This window comes from Zhongshania aquatica (assembly GCF_027257955.1).
Taxonomy (GTDB): domain Bacteria; phylum Pseudomonadota; class Gammaproteobacteria; order Pseudomonadales; family Spongiibacteraceae; genus Spongiibacter; species Spongiibacter aquatica.
The window spans coordinates 215,363-231,262 of the sequence record NZ_JANZNQ010000005.1 but is presented as its reverse complement, the minus strand read 5'-3'; the positions used below and the strand labels follow the sequence as shown (position 1 = coordinate 231,262).

At 48.4% G+C, this 15,900-nt stretch carries 18 protein-coding genes; 11 read left to right on the top strand and 7 right to left on the bottom strand.

The genetic code is table 11. From position 1 onward, the window contains the following. The first annotated feature begins 3 nt into the window (after positions 1-3). Entirely contained in the window at positions 4-984 is a 981-nt protein-coding gene (locus O9X78_RS07260; RefSeq protein ID WP_269618961.1) for a cytochrome c oxidase subunit 3, read from the top strand. An 88-nt stretch (positions 985-1,072) separates the two neighbouring features. Here the strand turns inward: O9X78_RS07260 and O9X78_RS07255 are convergent, their stop codons facing one another. Continuing rightward, complete coding sequence (locus O9X78_RS07255) at positions 1,073-1,327, bottom strand: DUF2909 domain-containing protein (RefSeq protein ID WP_269618960.1); 255 nt, start codon at positions 1,325-1,327, stop codon at positions 1,073-1,075. Between the two features lie 53 nt (positions 1,328-1,380). Between O9X78_RS07255 and O9X78_RS07250 the strand changes: the two genes are divergently transcribed. Genes O9X78_RS07250 through O9X78_RS07230 form a run of 5 tightly spaced genes read left to right on the top strand, consistent with a single transcriptional unit; the run spans position 1,381 to position 5,411 of the window. Continuing rightward, positions 1,381-2,127, top strand: a complete 747-nt coding sequence (locus O9X78_RS07250; RefSeq protein WP_269618959.1) for an SURF1 family protein — start codon at positions 1,381-1,383, stop codon at positions 2,125-2,127. Then, entirely contained in the window at positions 2,124-2,747 is a 624-nt protein-coding gene (locus O9X78_RS07245; protein WP_269618958.1) for a redox-active disulfide-containing membrane protein, read from the top strand. The genes O9X78_RS07250 and O9X78_RS07245 overlap by 4 nt, the downstream gene beginning before the upstream one ends. 38 nt (positions 2,748-2,785) lie before the next feature. Then, positions 2,786-3,835 (top strand): COX15/CtaA family protein, encoded by a 1,050-nt coding sequence (locus tag O9X78_RS07240; protein ID WP_269618957.1) that lies wholly within the window; start codon positions 2,786-2,788, stop codon positions 3,833-3,835. Continuing rightward, positions 3,832-4,743 carry a heme o synthase gene (cyoE, locus tag O9X78_RS07235; protein WP_269618956.1) on the top strand — a complete coding sequence of 304 codons (912 nt, stop codon included), beginning with the start codon at positions 3,832-3,834 and terminating at the stop codon, positions 4,741-4,743. The genes O9X78_RS07240 and cyoE overlap by 4 nt, the downstream gene beginning before the upstream one ends. After that, the gene (locus O9X78_RS07230; RefSeq protein WP_269618955.1) at positions 4,743-5,411 is read left to right on the top strand and encodes an SCO family protein; all 669 of its coding nucleotides are present in this window, start codon (positions 4,743-4,745) and stop codon (positions 5,409-5,411) included. Before cyoE ends, O9X78_RS07230 begins: the two co-directional genes overlap by 1 nt. 65 nt (positions 5,412-5,476) lie before the next feature. On the opposite strand, the gene O9X78_RS07225 is transcribed toward O9X78_RS07230, so the two are convergent. The 3 genes from O9X78_RS07225 to O9X78_RS07215 are packed head-to-tail and all read right to left on the bottom strand — an operon-like array spanning position 5,477 to position 7,497. Next, positions 5,477-6,268: a metal ABC transporter permease gene (locus tag O9X78_RS07225; RefSeq protein WP_269618954.1), complete on the bottom strand. Its 792-nt coding sequence runs from the start codon at positions 6,266-6,268 to the stop codon at positions 5,477-5,479. Further along, complete coding sequence (znuC, locus tag O9X78_RS07220; protein WP_269618953.1) at positions 6,261-7,019, bottom strand: zinc ABC transporter ATP-binding protein ZnuC; 759 nt, start codon at positions 7,017-7,019, stop codon at positions 6,261-6,263. The genes O9X78_RS07225 and znuC overlap by 8 nt, the downstream gene beginning before the upstream one ends. Continuing rightward, complete coding sequence (locus O9X78_RS07215; RefSeq protein WP_269618952.1) at positions 7,012-7,497, bottom strand: Fur family transcriptional regulator; 486 nt, start codon at positions 7,495-7,497, stop codon at positions 7,012-7,014. The genes znuC and O9X78_RS07215 overlap by 8 nt, the downstream gene beginning before the upstream one ends. A 74-nt stretch (positions 7,498-7,571) precedes the next feature. Between O9X78_RS07215 and O9X78_RS07210 the strand changes: the two genes are divergently transcribed. Then, positions 7,572-8,438, top strand: coding sequence for a metal ABC transporter solute-binding protein, Zn/Mn family (locus O9X78_RS07210; RefSeq protein WP_269618951.1), 867 nt, complete (start codon positions 7,572-7,574; stop codon positions 8,436-8,438). A gap of 33 nt (positions 8,439-8,471) precedes the next feature. Here the strand turns inward: O9X78_RS07210 and O9X78_RS07205 are convergent, their stop codons facing one another. Further along, positions 8,472-8,741 (bottom strand): hypothetical protein, encoded by a 270-nt coding sequence (locus O9X78_RS07205; RefSeq protein WP_269618950.1) that lies wholly within the window; start codon positions 8,739-8,741, stop codon positions 8,472-8,474. Between the two features lie 261 nt (positions 8,742-9,002). Here O9X78_RS07205 and polA point away from each other — a divergent pair, with 261 nt between their 5' ends. After that, positions 9,003-11,777, top strand: coding sequence for a DNA polymerase I (gene polA, locus O9X78_RS07200; RefSeq protein ID WP_269618949.1), 2,775 nt, complete (start codon positions 9,003-9,005; stop codon positions 11,775-11,777). 181 nt (positions 11,778-11,958) lie between these two features. On the opposite strand, the gene yihA is transcribed toward polA, so the two are convergent. Beyond that, entirely contained in the window at positions 11,959-12,642 is a 684-nt protein-coding gene (gene yihA, locus O9X78_RS07195; protein WP_269618948.1) for a ribosome biogenesis GTP-binding protein YihA/YsxC, read from the bottom strand. Positions 12,643-12,814: 172 nt separating this feature from the next. Here yihA and O9X78_RS07190 point away from each other — a divergent pair, with 172 nt between their 5' ends. The 3 genes from O9X78_RS07190 (at position 12,815) to O9X78_RS07180 (ending at position 14,728) form a co-directional block, all read left to right on the top strand. Then, positions 12,815-13,117 (top strand): c-type cytochrome, encoded by a 303-nt coding sequence (locus tag O9X78_RS07190; RefSeq protein ID WP_269618947.1) that lies wholly within the window; start codon positions 12,815-12,817, stop codon positions 13,115-13,117. A gap of 42 nt (positions 13,118-13,159) precedes the next feature. Continuing rightward, positions 13,160-13,786, top strand: a complete 627-nt coding sequence (locus tag O9X78_RS07185; RefSeq protein ID WP_269618946.1) for a c-type cytochrome — start codon at positions 13,160-13,162, stop codon at positions 13,784-13,786. A gap of 231 nt (positions 13,787-14,017) precedes the next feature. Further along, positions 14,018-14,728 carry a thiol:disulfide interchange protein DsbA/DsbL gene (locus O9X78_RS07180; RefSeq protein ID WP_269618945.1) on the top strand — a complete coding sequence of 237 codons (711 nt, stop codon included), beginning with the start codon at positions 14,018-14,020 and terminating at the stop codon, positions 14,726-14,728. A gap of 133 nt (positions 14,729-14,861) precedes the next feature. On the opposite strand, the gene O9X78_RS07175 is transcribed toward O9X78_RS07180, so the two are convergent. Further along, complete coding sequence (locus O9X78_RS07175; protein WP_269618944.1) at positions 14,862-15,899, bottom strand: alpha-L-glutamate ligase-like protein; 1,038 nt, start codon at positions 15,897-15,899, stop codon at positions 14,862-14,864. Position 15,900 lies beyond the last annotated feature (1 nt).

Sequence of the window (15,900 nt, the reverse complement as noted above, 5' to 3'; positions counted from 1 at the left end):
ACAATGGCGGGTCAAAGCAATACAGGGCACGAAATTTATTACGTGCCCGACAGTAGTAAGCTTGCTGTTAGCGCATCGATTGGTATGACTACCATCGTTTATGGTGCTGCCAGTGTCATTAATGACAGCAGTTACCGCGCAGGCGAAGAGACTAACTCCAGCTTTATTTTATTTGCTGGTTTAGCTTGGTTGGCAGCAACCTTGTTTGTATGGTTCAGCACGACGATTCGTGAAAATCGTGCAGGCATGAATAGTGCGCAGCTTAAGCAATCCTATGTGATTGGCATGCAATGGTTTATCTTCTCAGAAGTGATGTTCTTCGGAGCTTTCTTTGGTGCCCTTTTCTACATCCGTAATTTGTCGGCGCCATGGTTAGCTGGTGAAGGCGACGGCGCGATGAATGCGTTGTTGTGGCCAGGGTTCGAATATTCTTGGCCACTACTGGAGACACCTCAAGATGCGATCGGCGGTGTTCAAGCACAGGCTGCTGCGGGCCACTTGGCAAATAATGGTGAATTCGTGGGCGCAAACCACAGTTTGTCATTCCCAGGTTTTGCGCATATTGCTCACTGGTTGCCGCTTTACAACACTATCATCCTGCTGGCATCTAGTTTTACTTGTCACATTGCCCACATGGGTATTAAGCAGAATGACCGCAAGAAGTTTAACTTGTGGTTATTTGTGACAGTGGCCTTGGGTTGTATTTTCTTGTATTTGCAGTACATGGAATACCACGAAGCACTTTTTGAATATGGCATTCGTCTGAACAGCGGTGTTTACGGTACAACCTTCTTTATGTTGACCGGTTTCCACGGCTTCCACGTGGCGATGGGTACCTTCATGTTGTTGGTGCAGTGGCTGCGTTCAAAAACCAAAGGTCACTTCTCAGCAGAAGACCAATTTGGTTTTGAAGCTTCATCTTGGTACTGGCACTTTGTTGACGTGGTCTGGGTATTCTTGTTCTTGTTCGTTTACATTCTGTAAGCGTACAACGCTAGTCGCTCAGTAAGTTTGGCCGGTACATCTGTTTACTTAGGTAGATAGATGATACCGGCCAATTTTTTATTGAAGACTATGGTGTGGTTTTTAAGACGGCATCACCTGATTCTAAATAGCGTTGGTCCCATGGGGCTTTGGAGCCCAGTTTCCCGGTGAATACCCCATAAAACAGGAAGCTCATCAGTAGCGTCGCTAGAATCAAGCGCACTTTTAGTGATTGCCATGTACGCATTGTGGTGCCACGGTCTTGCATCAAGAAGAATAGCCCACTAAATAGGCTGATAACGAGTGCGATAAATAGCACGACTATGACAATCTTTAACCACATACCGGTAAACCTCATAAATTGTTTGCCGCAGTATACACAATAGGATTTCATAAATGGTGGGTAAGCGGACAAGACTTCAATGGCGGCTCGATTGGAAGTCCGCGTTGGCAATTGCGCTAATTTTACCGGTGTTGGTGAGTCTTGGGTTTTGGCAGTTGCGTCGTGCTGATGAAAAGCAGGCATTGCTAGCCGATTTTGAAGCGCGCCGTTTACTACCTGAAGTTGATATTTCTAGCTTAGATAGCTATCCAAATTACCTTCCTGTTTATGCCGTTGGCCAATTTGATAAGACGCACTATTGGTTGCTAGACAATCGAATTTTTCATGGGCGATTTGGATATGAGATAATGTCGGTGTTTATACTAAGCACCGGTGGAAAGCTGTTGGTAAATCGCGGCTGGATCGAGGGAGACTCTTCCCGCCGCACGCTGCCTGTCGTATCTATACCGCAAGGTACAGTCCGTCTTAGTGGTGAGCTTTATCGCAGCGAAGAAAAGAATTTTAGTTTGGGTGAGGAAGCTTTAGGCGATTGGCCGCGTCGTCAGCAGTGGCTGGATATAGATTCTGTAAGCGCCGAATTTGCCAATATGTTACCCGTAAGTCTTCGTTTGGGGAGCGACAGTCAGGGGGCCTTGCAAACGGAGCGCTTGGTTGTGAATGTCTCTCCTGCTAAACACACAGCTTACGCTGTTCAATGGTTTGCTATGGCCCTAGCCCTGGGGATTATTTTTATATTTCTTAATACTAATCTTGCGGTGTGGCTCAGGCATCGCAAAGATAAAGAGAACAAAGAGCTATGACAACAACATCTGTAGATCCTAAACGCGGAAAGCGGCTACTTAGTTTAATACTAGGTATTCCAATCGTCGTCATTTTATTGTCTAGCGCCGTTTATTATTTGGCCAAAGAAAATATTATTAATTTTAGAACGGTAAATAGAGGCACCTTAATCATTCCGCCCATGCAGCTTGGTGATTTGCACCCTATGCGTATGGATGGCGGTGAATTTCTTTTTGACCGCGCTGAGTCTAAGTGGGTTTTTATGGTTGTTGGCGGACGTGAATGTGTAGATGCCTGCGAACGTATGCTCTATTTAACACGCCAAACCCACACTGCTCTCGGTAAAAAAATGGATCGTGTTGAGCGAATTTATTTAGCGATAGACGGCCCATTGTCGCCAACGCTGCGCGATTTTGTAGAAGCAGAACACGATGATATGACTGTGCTGTATGCAAGTGGTAGCGAATTTTTAACAGGCTTGAAGTCTTTAGAGATTGACCCATTTGATCCTCACGCTTTTTATGTAGTAGACCCTATGGGTTGGGTGATGATGTATTACCGCGCAGGTGATACAGAGCAGCATACGCTGACAACATTAGGCAAGGACGTCCTGAAAGATATGGGGCGCTTGATTAAATAATCGGCGCAGTAAATATTTAGCGAATATGGTATTGGTCAATGTCTTTATTTAATACGCCAGAGCAGCGCAAGGCAGGTTTTCGTTTAACATTTATTGCGTGTTTAGTTGCTGTTATTGTTTTAGGGATGGGGGTGTTTACACGTTTGGCAGATGCGGGGTTGGGTTGCCCGGATTGGCCGGGCTGCTATGGCCACGTGTTGTGGCCTAGTGATGATCATGATGTTGCCCGTGCTAATGAAGCTTTTCCCGACGCGCCCGTTGAACACGACAAGACATGGCCGGAGATGATTCACCGTTATCTGGCTTCTAGCCTAGGTCTATTCACCATCGGAATTTTGATTTTATCCCTGCGTAGCCGGGAACCTGATCAGCCGGTTAAACTGCCAATCTTCATCTTTGCATTTATTATTTTGCAAGGTATGTTCGGCATGTGGACTGTAACCCTGAAACTCTGGCCACAAGTGGTTACCTCTCACCTCTTAGGTGGTTTTACTACACTGAGTTTGTTGTGGTTACTTACTCTACGACTGAATAATAGGCCTTGGCAAATTCCAGCTATTGCCGAAGAAAAATTAAATGCGATTAAGCCATTAGCGGTGATTGGCCTGTTGATCGTTATAATGCAAATAGCCTTAGGTGGCTGGACCACATCAAACTATGCAGACATTGCCTGCCCTGATTTCCCAAAGTGTCAGGGCGCATGGTTGCCGCCGATGAATTTTGCGGACGGTTTTAATATTGGCCAGCACATCGGGCCAAATTATTTGGGCGGGACGATGGATAACGCGGCGCGGGTCGCAATTCATTTTAGTCATCGCGTTGGTGCCATTGTCACAGCCGCCTATCTGATCTTTTTATGTGCCAAACTTTATCGGCTTGGTTTGCCGGCGGCTAAAAAATTAGCGTATGTAATAGCGGCGGTGCTTGTTGCGCAAATCACCCTGGGTATTAGTAATGTCGTTTTCCAGTTTCCAATTGACGTCGCTGTCGCCCATAACCTGGTCGGCGCCCTACTGCTACTCACACAAGTAACAACAAACTATTTAGTGTTTACAGCGGCAGTGAACCGCGGGGGAATTAAAGTATGACAAAGCCACAGGCCGAGTCAGCAAACTGGCGCGATTACTACGAGCTGTGTAAGCCTAACGTTGTACTGTTGATGTTACTCACCTCGGTGATTGGCATGTTCATGTCGGTGCCGGGCATGGTGCCTTGGGACGCGTTAATTTACGGTAATTTGGGTATAGCGCTTTGTGCTGGCGCAGCTGCGGCAGTAAATCATTTGGTTGATAGTCGAATCGACTTAGTGATGGCGCGTACTCATAACCGTCCTATCGCTCAGGGGCGAGTTCGTACCCGTGATGCCGCAATTTTTGCCGCGGTTATCGGCGGCGTGGGTATGGCAGTGCTATTGATTAAGGTTAATGCCTTAACTGCATGGTTGACCTTTGCGTCATTGCTTGGTTATGCCGTGGTTTATACCTTATATTTAAAGCGCGCCACACCACAAAATATTGTTATTGGTGGTATTGCTGGTGCGGCGCCGCCGCTCTTGGGTTGGACCGCAGTTACTAATCAAGTAGATGGTCATGCGCTGCTCCTAGTGTTGATAATCTTTATTTGGACGCCGCCACATTTTTGGGCTTTGGCGATACATCGTAGAGATGATTACGCAAAAGTTGAAATCCCCATGTTGCCCGTAACCCACGGTATCGGCTATACCAAATTACACACGCTGCTATATACGGTGCTGTTGTTTGTGGTGACCTTGTTACCCTTTGCGACCGGAATGAGCGGTTCACTGTATCTGCTGGGCGCTGTGTGTCTTGGTTCTGGATTTCTCTATTGGGCGATCGTTTTGATGCGAGGCAAAGATCCCAAGGCGCCGATGGCAACGTTTAAGTATTCCATAATCTACCTAATGGCATTGTTCATGATCATGCTATTGGATCATTATCTACTGCCAGCTATGACCATTTTTGAGGTTGAATACTGATGACGGAAGAGAAACAACCAAGCGTGACAGCAAAGCGCGATCGCGGTATTCGCTTAACGGTACTAGCGGTTGTATCTGTGGCTATTATTTTAGTGGGTGGATTTTTTTATTCCTTTACCCGGGCCCGGATTATGACGACGGAGGAGTTAAAATCTCAAGGTGCGTATTTATACGAAAACCCGCGTTTACTGCCTAATTTCACCTTGGAGAATGATCGCGGTGAGAAAGTTACTCCGGCGACCTTTCAAGGCCAGTGGAGCCTAGTCTTTTTTGGTTTTACATACTGTCCCGATGTATGTCCGACCACGCTCGCTCAGCTCAAGGCTTTCTATCAAGAGCTCGATCCTGAGCTTCAGGCGAATACACAAGTGTGGTTAGCTAGCGTTGACCCTGCTCGCGATACGCCGGAACAGTTACATAGCTATTTGGATTTTTTCCATCCGGCATTTCGTGGTATTACAGGAGACTTTTTAGAGATTCATCGCTTCGCGACCTCGTTAAATATTCCGTTCACCAAAGTGCCCGGTGGTGGTAGCAACTATCAGGTTGAGCACAGCGCCAATGTCGCTCTGATTAACCCCAAGGGTCATTCAGTTGGCTTTTTTAAAGCGCCTTTGGAAATCAGTAAGATGAAACGGGCTTACTTATCTATTCGGGAATACTATTAATCAATAGTGTCCTAGCCCATCTGATTCTCAGATGCTCGCCCTAAGGGGGCGGGTATCTAAACATGTCAGCTGCGTCGAAAGCTTGGTGCCAATTGCCCCAATACAAACAAACACCCAGCACCCAGCACGATGCTTGGCCCCGCTGGAGTGTCCCAGTACCAAGCACCGGTTAAACCAGAAATAACGGCGATGGCGCCACAGATCATTGCCAAAATCGCAGCCTGTTCAGGGCTTCTGGCAAAGCGCCCTGCCGCCGATGCGGGAATAATCAACATAGCGGTAATCAGTAATACACCGACTATTTTCATCGCAACAGCGACGGTCGCGGCAACCATCAGCATTAAAAGCAGACGTAGTCGCTTAACCGGCAGTCCTTCGATTTCAGCTAGCTCCGCGTGTGCTGTCATAGCAACGAGTGCCGGCCAATAACGGAGTAGTAATACTGCGACTAAGCCACAAATCACCCCAAGGCTGATTAAATCTTCCTTGGCGATGGCGAGCAAATCACCGAATAAAAAGGCATTTAAATCGAGTTGTTGGTTGTCTAGAAAAGATAGACATACAAGGCCGAGTGCGAGACTGCTGTGGGATAAAATCCCAAGTAGGCTATCTAAGGCAATGTTCCGCCACCACTGCAAGGCAAATAGAGCTGCGCCTATTAGTAGGCAAGTTATGAGTACGCTAACTTGCAGGTTAACTTGTAATGCTAATCCTAGAGCAAGACCCAGGAGCGCCGAGTGGGCTAATGTGTCGCCGTAGTAAGCCATACGCTGCCATGTAACTAGTGCACCAAGGGGGCCGCACAATGTGGCCACGAGTAAGCCCGCAATGAGCGCGTTGAATAGTATGTCAGTCATGATGATGGTGCTCACACACCACATCGCCGTGGATGTTGTGCTGATGATCGTGATCGTGTTGATAAAGTGCAACCGCTTCCGCGTGACGTCGCCCAAATAAGGATAGATAGGCAGGATCGTTGCTGACGTGTTCCGGGTGGCCGTGGCAGCATATATGCTGATTGAGGCAGATTACCGTGTCGGTCTGCGCCATTACCCAGTGTAGGTCGTGAGACACCATAAGTACGGCGCAGCCGAGAGTGTCGCGTAACTTATTGATTAGCTCGTAGAGTTCGGTTTGACCGCTGATATCGACCCCTTGCGCAGGTTCATCGAGAACCAATAAATCGGGTTCGCTCAGTAAGGCGCGACTCAATAGCACTCGCTGGGTTTCGCCCCCCGAGATATCGTGCAGCGGGCGTTTGCGTAGATGGCTAATGCCGGTTCGCGCTAAGGCGGTATCGATAACGTGATTACCTTTTGTCGCCATTGCTAAAAAACGTTCTACACTTAATGGCATTAACGGGTTGAGTGACAAGCGCTGCGGCATATAGCCGATTCGAAGCTTGGCCTGCCTAAATACCGTGCCACTGTCGGGCTTGATTAATCCTAGCGCAATTTTTACTAAGGTGCTTTTACCCGCGCCATTGGGGCCGATAATAGTCATTATTTGACGAGGTGAAAGCTCTAGGCTGACATTGCTCAGCAGGCTCTGGTTGTGGTGTTTCAGCGAGATATTATTAAGTTTTAATAGCGCCGTGTTGTTATGCATTACGGTTTAACTCCTGGCAATTTGCGCAGCAGCCGACGACCTCGACACAGGGTGTTTCCACGGCAAAACCGTGTTGAGTTGCCGCGGTGTTAATAGCAGAATTAATAATATCGGTATCCAGCTCCATGGCATTGCGGCAATGGCGGCAAATTAAAAAGTGGCCCTGGTGATGATGACTTGGATCTTTACAGCCGATAAATGCATTTAGCGACGCTATTCGATGAACCAAGCCGTTGTCGAGTAAGAAATCCAGTGCTCGATATACCGTCGGTGGCGCGGGCCGGCGTGTGGAATCTTTGGCAAGTTCTTCGAGTATGGCGTAAGCCCCGATGGGTTGGTGTTTGGCCCAAACGCAGGCCAAGACTTGCTCTCGGATGGCGGTGAATTTAATCTGGCGACGCTGACATAATTCCCGTGCTTGGGTCATTGCATCGTCAATACAGCGCTGATGGTTGTGTTGTTTAGCGAGTTCGTCCATCAAGTTTCAGTTCGTTATGAAATAAAATGTTATAATATTGCATTTGCACCGTGTTAAACAATGGGGATGATAACTTGAGAGTACTATTGTGGAGTGTATTAGCGGCTTGGATGCTCAGTAATATTGCCTGGGCGGATAGCAATAAGCCGGTAGTACTGTCCAGTATTATGCCTTTGCAGATGATTGTTCACGATATTGGCGGTGACGCGATTACGGCTGAATTACTGGCGCCAGCGACCGTATCGCCCCATGATTTTCAATTGCGCCCGTCAGATGCTCAGCGGGTTCAAGATGCCGATCTTGTCTTGTGGGTCGGGCCGATGCTTGAGACCTATTTGCAAAAATTACTGCGTAAGCAGGATAACGCTGTTGCACTTTACCCCGATTTAAAAAATAACGAAGATCCCCACGTATGGATGGACGCCGACGAAGTGCAAATTATTGCTCGCCGTATAGCGCGGTTATTATCAGACCGCTTGCCCGCTCGTGGCGCGTATTTCCACGCTAATGCCGCTAGGTTCAGTACTGAGTTTCGTCAGTATGATAAACAGTTACAGCAGGAGATTAGCCGACACGAGCGTCGCCCGTATTTATTACTGCATGATGGTTTTAGTCGCTTTGAGCGGCATTATGGATTGCCCGCGGGTGAAATGGTGATGTCAGGCGGAGATCGTTTGCCCGGAGCTCGTCATATTGTTGGGTTACGCGCAAGATTGCAGGCGGGTGAGTTCGCCTGTGTTTTTCGTGAGCCGCAGTATGCTCCAGCAATGTTAAATGCCTTGGTATCTGGCCTCGAAATTCCAGTGATTGAAATAGATCCCCTCGGTGCGAGAGTGGGTGTAAGTGGCGATAATGGGAAAGGTGAAAATGTAGGTGCTGACGGGTTTCTGAATTTATACCGTCAGCTCGGGCAGGCATTTCTGGCCTGTTTTGATGATTAGCAGCCAGTAACGACGCGTCATAAGTTGTTAAGCTTACTCGTCGATACGTGGTGTCATTGCGCTAATAATTTTGTCGTTAAGCTCTATATTCAGGCTTGCGGCAACCACATCTAAGTTTCTTTCAAGAAAACGTTCTGCTGAGTTTTGGCTTGCGTACTCAACGGTGGCTTCTTGAAACTTGGTCTCATCAATCTGATTGTAGGCTAATACCATTATTGGTTCAGCACTGGCAGAGACGGGTTCTGCTGCCGTTGCCATGGTGCTCGCAACCAGAATAAGTAGTGCACTGATAGATTTTTTCATTTGAGGTTCTCCTCTCAACATGGCCCTTTTGGCCTTACACAAAGTAAAAGGTTACCTTGTGTTACGTAAGGTAACACAAATGGGGTGGTTGTCTGCTTAATTTTTGTTAATTTCCCGTTAATGTTGCAAATTACCAAGGTTACGCAGAGCTGATATTGTGAATATAGGTAACATATGGAATTGCTTGCGATAGGTTAATCACGTGCGGCAGGCTCGTGGTACACTGCCGTTTCCCAATAATAGACGTGTCAATTCACCCCCATGACAGCCATAAAGCCTCTTGTTTTAGTTGATGGATCTTCCTATTTATATCGCGCGTTTCACGCCCTTCCGCCGTTAAATACATCGACGGGCCAGCCAACGGGCGCAATAAAGGGCGTGATCAACATGCTGCGGCGCCTGCAGAAGGATTACCCCGATAGTCCTATCGCGGTGGTGTTTGACGCCAAGGGGAAAACCTTTCGCGACGATATGTATTCCCAATACAAGGCGCAGCGCCCGCCCATGCCAGACGATCTGCGCAGTCAGGTTGAGCCGATCAATGCCATCGTCGATGCTATGGGGCTGCCGCGATTGATGATTGATGGCGTTGAAGCTGATGACGTTATCGGTACCTTGGCGGCTCAGGCTGGCAGGGAGCGTCCGGTGTTGGTATCTACTGGCGACAAAGATATGGCTCAGTTGGTGAATGAGCATGTGACTTTGGTGAATACCATGACCGATACGGTAATGGATATTGCTGGGGTAAATGAAAAATTCGGTATTCCACCTGAACTCATTATCGATTTTTTGGCGCTGATGGGCGACAAAGTCGACAATATTCCCGGCGTTGCTGGTGTTGGTGAGAAAACGGCTTTGGCGCTATTGCAAGCCTTGGGAAGCTTAGAGGATATCTACAATAATCTTGAGAAAGTGCCAGATCTTGCGATACGTGGTGCCAAAGGGATTGCCAAAAAGCTTGAAGACAGTCGTGAGCAGGCTTTCCTTTCCTACGCGCTGGCAACGATTAAATGTGATGTCCCTTTAGATGTGTCAGTGCAAGATTTATTACCGACCGAGCCTGACAATGCACGTTTGCTCAGCTTATTTACCGAGTTTGAATTTAAAACTTGGGTACAGGAGTTGAGCCGACATGAGCGTGCCGAATCTTTGGCTCAGTCGGACTTATTGGGTGACGACAATATTGGCGCTAACGAATCTGTGGAGGAGGCTCCAGCTTTCGCTGGCAAGACTGATTACCAATTAATTCTTACTCAGTCACAGTTTGACGATTGGCTTAAACGACTTGAGGCGGCGCCATTATTCGCCTTTGATACCGAAACCACCAGTTTAAATTATATGCAGGCGCGGGTGGTGGGTGTGTCTTTCGCTATTCAGGCTGGACAGGCGGCCTACCTCCCCTTTGGCCACGATTATCTGGATGCGCCAGATCAGCTGGATGAAAACGCTGTGTTGGCGGCGTTAAAACCTCTGCTTGAAGATGCTGGCAAGGCCAAGCTGGGTCAAAATTTAAAATACGATGCCAATGTTCTCGCTAATCATGGTATTGCGCTCCGAGGTATTGCCGAAGACACCATGCTTGAATCCTATGTTTTAGATTCTGTCGGTAGCCGCCACGATATGGATACTCTTGCTTTAAAGCATTTGGGCCATAGCACAATTCATTTTGAAGATATTGCGGGTAAAGGCGCTAAGCAGATTACCTTTAATCAGATTGCACTTGAGCAGGCGGGTCCTTATGCCGCGGAAGATGCGGATATTACCTTGCGTCTGCATCAGGCTATGTCGCCGCAATTGAGGGCATGTTCGTCGCTTATGTCGGTATATCGCGATATAGAACTGCCTTTAGTGCCGGTTCTTTCACGAATTGAGCGTAACGGCGCGTTTGTGAGTCGCGAATTGCTTAGCAAGCAGAGTCATGAGTTGGGCCTGAAAATGCAGGCGCTAGAGAAAGAGGCCTATGATTTGGCTGGCGGTGAATTCAATTTGGCGTCACCCAAGCAGTTGGGCGAAATATTGTTCGAGCGCTTGAGCATTCCGGTCATTAAAAAAACACCGAAAGGTGCGCCGTCTACCGCAGAAGAGGTGCTGGCCGAGTTAGCCCATGATTATCCGCTACCTAAGGTGATCCTCGAACATCGTGGTATGGCGAAACTTAAATCGACGTATACCGATAAATTGCCTCTGCTTATCGATCCCGCAACAGGCCGTATTCATACGTCTTACCACCAGGCCGTGGCGGCGACGGGCCGACTCTCATCGTCAGATCCGAACTTACAGAATATTCCTATTCGCAGCGCCGAGGGGCGCCGTATTCGTCAGGCGTTTATCGCACCTCCGGGTTATGTCATTTTGGCGGCTGACTATTCGCAAATAGAGCTCCGGATTATGGCGCATTTGTCGGGGGATCGCGGCTTGATAGACGCATTTTCCCGCGGCGAAGATATTCATAAGGCGACCGCCGCAGAAGTATTTGGTGTTGCGGTCAATGAAGTCAGTGATGATCAGCGCCGAAATGCTAAGGCGATCAACTTTGGCTTGATTTATGGCATGTCGGCTTTTGGTTTAGCGCGACAGTTACACCTTGGTCGCAAAGAGGCGCAGCAATATATCGATCTGTATTTTGAGCGTTACCCAGGGGTGCTCCGGTATATGGAGGAAACTCGGGTACTGGCGTCAGAGAAAGGCTACGTAGAGACCCTATTTGGCCGTCGCCTATATTTGCCTGAAATTAATGCCAGCAACGGCATGCGGCGCCAGGCAGCGGAGCGCACCGCGATTAACGCACCCATGCAAGGTACCGCCGCTGATATTATTAAGCGGGCGATGATTGCCGTCGATCGCTATCTCAGTGACAGCGGCGTTGACGCGCGCATGATCATGCAGGTTCACGATGAATTGGTGCTCGAAGTCGCACCCGATGCGCTAGATTCGGTAAAGAGCGAATTGGTGAAATTAATGATGGCGGCTGGGGATTTATCAGTGCCGTTGGAAGTGGGAATAGGTGTTGGCGCGAATTGGGATGAGGCGCACTGATTTGCGTAATTGCAAATCTGTGTCTACTTTTAAAAGGCTGTGGCTCTTAAATTATGATGAGAACAGCCCCGCGTTAGGAGACTTGTCTCCCCCTGACTCCTAAGGAGTAGGATTGCCCGGTGAGTTCAGCGCGCCGGGCCTTTTTGCGTCTCATGGTAAGGTTTTAGGCTCGACGTTTAGCTTAGTCGGGTTCGCCTTCGCCGGGTAATTCCGCGCCTATCGCGATGGCATTATCCGCGGCGTCAAGTGCCCTGGTGTCCAGCCACATGTCTAACTGATTGCGCAGTTCTTGCAGGCCATCACCATTGTGAGCAGAAAATAACTGCACACTGATCAAGTCGCCATATTCGGCGAGATCTTTACGCACAGACAGTAATGTCGCCGAGGCTGGACCGCGTTTAAGCTTGTCCGATTTGGTGAGCAAAATGTGCATGGGCATTGCGCTTTTTGTCGCCCAACTTACCATTTGGCGGTCAAAATCGGTTAATGGGTGACGAATATCCATCATCAGCACCATTCCGCGCAGCGACTCGCGTTTTTGTAGGTAAGCTTCAAGGTTTCGCTGCCACTCGTTTTTCACCGCCAAAGGGACTTTGGCGAAACCATAACCGGGAAGGTCGACTAGTCGCTGGCGGCCAGTGTCGTCGAGAATGAAGAAGTTTAATAACTGGGTTCGACCGGGTGTTTTACTGGTTTTAGCGAGTTTTTTGTTTTCGGTTAGGCGATTAATGGCGCTGGATTTCCCCGCATTAGAGCGGCCGGCAAACGCTACCTCGGCACCAGAATCATCTGGGCAGTGCATAAGGCCGGGTGAGCTTTTTAAATAGCTGGCGCGGCGGTAGTTTAGCGCGGGAAAAGAATCCATAATAAGTCCGAGGAAAATTGCGATTGCAGAGGCATATTGGGGCAATAATTGGCCCTCATGCCGACTAGTTGTGTATAATGCCGCAGTTTTTGTGCGGGGTCACTTTAGGTTTTATCCATGCCCCCAGCTTCCTGTTAAACAGTTACCTTGCTGAATTTCGGAGACGTAGATCATGATTAAAAGCGTTTTAACCGTGTTGCTCTTGGCATCTAGCGTGTCCGCATTGGCGGCAGAGCAGGCGATTGTAGATCGTTACAAGGCTTCGTGCTACGCCTGTCATGGATTTGGTGCTAATGGTGCGCCAAAAACGGGTGTGGCTGCAGATTGGGCGCCGCGCCTAGAAAAGGGAATGGATACACTGGTGAAACATGTAGATCAAGGTTTTAACACCATGCCTCCTAAAGGCTTGTGTTTTAACTGTAGTGCTGATGAATTTAAAGCATTGATTGAGTATATGGCGACGCCTGAATCTTAATCGATGCGTGACAGAATTATCTTGATTAAAGAGTACGTGACAATGAATAAACCACTACTAGTAATGATTGCCTCATTGATGTTTGCCGGTTCTGCCGTGGCATTAGAAGGCAACGCGGCAGCCGGAAAAGCAAAAACAGCCGCATGCGCGGCGTGTCATGGTGCAGACGGCAATAGTGCTGCACCGACCTTCCCGAAATTGGCGGGTCAGGGTGAGCGTTATTTGGCTAAACAGATTCATGACATTAAATCGGGTGCCCGTTCGGTGCCAATGATGGCAGGTCAAACCGACAACTTGTCTGATCAAGACATCGCGGATATCGCAGCTTTTTACGCCGGTAAAGCCGGTAGCACGGGTCAGACTGATCCTGCGTTGGTAGAGAAAGGCGCCGCTATATATCGCGGTGGCATTGCTGATCGCAGTATTCCGGCATGCGCAGGGTGTCACTCACCCACCGGTAGTGGTATGGCCGCTGCAGGTTTCCCCAAGCTTGGTGGTCAACATGCGGATTACACCTCTGCTCAGTTGAAAGCTTTCCGCGCCGCCGCTGATGGTCGCGAAGGCCGAAGCAATGATGGTGATACGCAGATGATGCGTTCAATTGCTTTTAAACTAAGCGATTCTGAGATTGAAGCGGTATCTAGCTTTATTCAGGGTTTACATCAGTAATTGTAAGTAAATCGAAAAAGGCGGCTTAGGCCGCTTTTTTTATCTTTGCTGCTATTGGTTTGTAGAAAAATACGCTGACTAGATTTTTCAGTCGCTTATTAATTTTGCTAGCGCGGGTATAGGAATCTTTGTGGTTTAGCGCGGTCTCAAACAGCTTATAACAATTTATTTATACTGCTCGATATCCGCGGCTATTGGGGTGTGGGTAAAATTTCAAAATGAGGGGGCTTCATGATTAAGAAAATGTTCTCGCTGGTCAGTGTGTTCAGCTTTCTATTGTTAATGTCAGCTTGCAGTGATGGCGCTGAGCCCAGTGCGGCAAAAGTTGCATCGCCGGTTGCGGCAAAGGTCGCAGAGTCCCAAGCTCAGCCGACCGATAGCGGTGAAAAAGGCGAGCGTTTTATTCGTATTCCTCAGCCAGTAAGAACGTCCAACCCGGATAAAATAGAAGTTGTTGAAGTGTTTTGGTATGGCTGTAGTCACTGCTTCCATTTTGACCCGATGCTAGAGGCATGGAAGAAGAAGTTGCCTGCCGATGTCGATTTTCATCGCTCGCCGGCAATGTGGAATGATCTGATGGTCGTGCACGCAAAAGCCTATTACACCGCGGTAAGCTTAGGTGTGTTGGATCAAGTGCATGAACCTATTTTTAAGGCCATCAATGTTGATCGCAATACCCTGCGTGATGCCGATGCTTTGGCAAAGTTGTTTACTGAATATACCAAAATTGATGATGCTACCTTCCGCAAAACCTTTGATTCTTTTGGTGTAAATAGCCAAGTGAAGCAGGCTGATGCTCGTGCGCGCTCCTATGGTATTGCTGGCACACCAGAATTAATTGTTAATGGTAAATATCGAATTACTGGCCGTTCAGCCGGTGGTCGTGCAGAAATGTTACAGGTTGCTGAAGAGCTTATCGCTAAAGAGCGTGCAGCTAAGTAAGGTCTTTGATTTGATCTAGCGGGCAACTCGCAGTGGATATTACAGCGTGAAGTGTCTGTGTAAATTAAAATAAAAAAGCCGCGCAGTGTTCACACCGTGCGGCTTTTTTATGGGTGAAACAGTCGTTTCTGTATCAGATTGAGCTAATACCCTTATTCTCGCTAGCAGGAGCGCTATCTGCCCCTAACTGGTCGGGCAGACATTGTGAGGCAAACTCGCGCTGACAAAAAGCCTGTCGCTTGGCTGGCGACGGTTTGTTTATCCCTTTGGTGGCAAGTCGGTCAATTTCATCCTCAACTTTCCGGCAGCGTGCAGCGAGCCCAGCGTCGTTGGCTATTTGGATATTGAGCCCTGGCCTCGCATTCAGCTCCAGCATTAATGGGCCACGATCTTTATCAAGCACCATATCCACGCCAAGGTAGCCAAGGCCTGTGAGTTCGTAGCACCTAGTCGCCAGTGACATAAATCCATCCCAGAAAGGCAATTGAACGCCACGAACAGGGTTGGTCGTATCGGGATGCCGATTGATGAATTTATTTAACCAAGTGCCGTCCAAGGTAATGCCAGTTGCTAAGTCAACGCCCACACCAATTGCACCTTGGTGAAGGTTGGCTTTGCCACCTGACTGGCGCGTAGGCAGCCGAAGCATGGCGAGTAAGGGGTAGCCTTTCAATACAATGATGCGTATATCTGGGACACCCTCATAGCTAATGGCGCTGAAGATAGGATCGGGTGTTACCCGATATTCGATGAGTGCGCGATCGCGATGGCCACCCAGCGAATATATGCCAGATAGAATTCCAGATAAGTGGAATTCAATATCATCGTGACTTAACAGTCGGCCTGAGGTTGTGCGGTAGTAGCCTTCAAACTGATCAGCAATGACGATAATACCATCACCGCCCGCACCTTGAGCTGGCTTGATGACAAAGTCACCATGGTCTTTAACGATTTCTGATAGCGAGCTGATTTGTTTGTCTGAGTCGATAATGCCGTACATTGGTGGAACATGAATACCTGCGTGAACAGCTCGTTCCTTGGTCTTAATTTTATCATCGACTAGGGGGTACAGGTGGCGCTGGTTATAGCGCAATACATAGTCTGCATTGCGCTGGTTGATCCCCATGATGCCCTTCGCGCGAAGTTCTTTCCAAGTGCTGAATAAGGACATG